At 71.6% G+C, this 1,191-nt stretch carries 1 protein-coding gene and 1 pseudogene; both read right to left on the reverse strand.

From position 1 onward, the window contains the following. Positions 1 to 543 (reverse strand): annotated as a pseudogene (locus C2142_RS41175) (beta-xylosidase); the annotation flags it as partial. A gap of 78 nt (positions 544 to 621) precedes the next feature. Then, positions 622 to 1,191, reverse strand: a 570-nt coding sequence (locus tag C2142_RS36805; RefSeq protein ID WP_277347304.1) for a trehalase family glycosidase, incomplete at its 5' end; no start/stop codon positions are given.

Genomic DNA, 1,191 nt, shown 5'->3' on the forward strand with positions numbered 1-1,191 from the left:
TCGGGCTCGTATGTCCCACTCGATGTCGGTCATGCCCGCGGCCTTCACGTCGCCGAGAAGGCGGTCGTAGAAGGCGTCGAAGCGGGACCAGTCGCCGTTGTCACCGGGGAAGGTGGGGGTGGTGGTGCCGTCGGCGCCCCAGATGTCGTGCGGCAGGATGACGAAGGTGCCGCCCAGTGCCTTGGTGCGCTTGTACTGGGCCAGCGTGGAGTTCCACCGACGGTCGTACTTGCCGGCGACCCAGCCTCCCGGGCTGTCCAGCTGGGCGCCGCCGGCCCGTTCCAGCTTCCACTTGATGTCCGTGTAGAAGTGGTCCTGGGGCAGCGAGCCGTCTTCCGTCATTCCGTAGAGGGTGCCCGAGGCGTGGTATGCGGGGGCGCCGCCGACGGCGGAGAAGTCGACGGCGACGGAGGTGTCGGCGGCCTGTGCCGGGGCGGCGGGCCCCAGGGTCGTGGCCAGTGCGGCGAGCAGGACGGCGACGGTCGAAGCCGCTCGTCGACGGGTGCGGGTGGTCGGCCTGGGACGTGTGGTGGGTGACCTCATGGTGCGGCTCCTCTGGGTGGGAGTGCGGTGAAGGTGCCGGGGCCCGATCGGTCCCGGGGCTTGGGGCGGCCGGGTCGGTCAGCGGCCGGCGCGGTGTGCGTGTGCCTCGGCGAGGAGGAGGTAGCTGCTGGCGGTCCAGGTGTAGGCGCGGTCGCGCAGCCCTTCGCCGGTGAGGGCGTCGAAGTTCTCGGCGAAGCCGGAGGTCTCGCACAGGGCGCGGAAGCGGGCACTGATCTCGTCGGCCAGGTCCCCGTGCCCGGCGCGGCGCAGGCCGTCCTCGATGAGGACGGTGGCGGGTGCCCAGATCGGTCCGCGCCAGTAGCCGTCGGCCTGGTAGTGGGGTGAGCCGGGCCGCTCGGTGGCCAGTCCGTGGGCGGTCAGGTGGGTCTCGATGAGGGCGGCCAGGCGGGTGCTGATGTCGGTGGGCAGATGCTCGCCGAGGACGACCGGCATCAGGTCGAGCAGGCTGAGGCTGGTGGCAGCCGTGCCCGTGTGGGGTGCCAGGGCCTGGAAGCGTTCCCCCGTCCACAGCTCGTGGATCACGGCGGTCTGGAGGGTGTCGGCCGAGTGAGCCCAGGTGGCGGCTTCGCCGGTGCGGTCGAGTTCGGCGGCCAACTCGGCGAGTTCGCGCAGTTGCAGGATCAGGAA

It is taken from the genome of Streptomyces sp. CB01881 (assembly GCF_002953255.1).
Taxonomy (GTDB): domain Bacteria; phylum Actinomycetota; class Actinomycetes; order Streptomycetales; family Streptomycetaceae; genus Kitasatospora.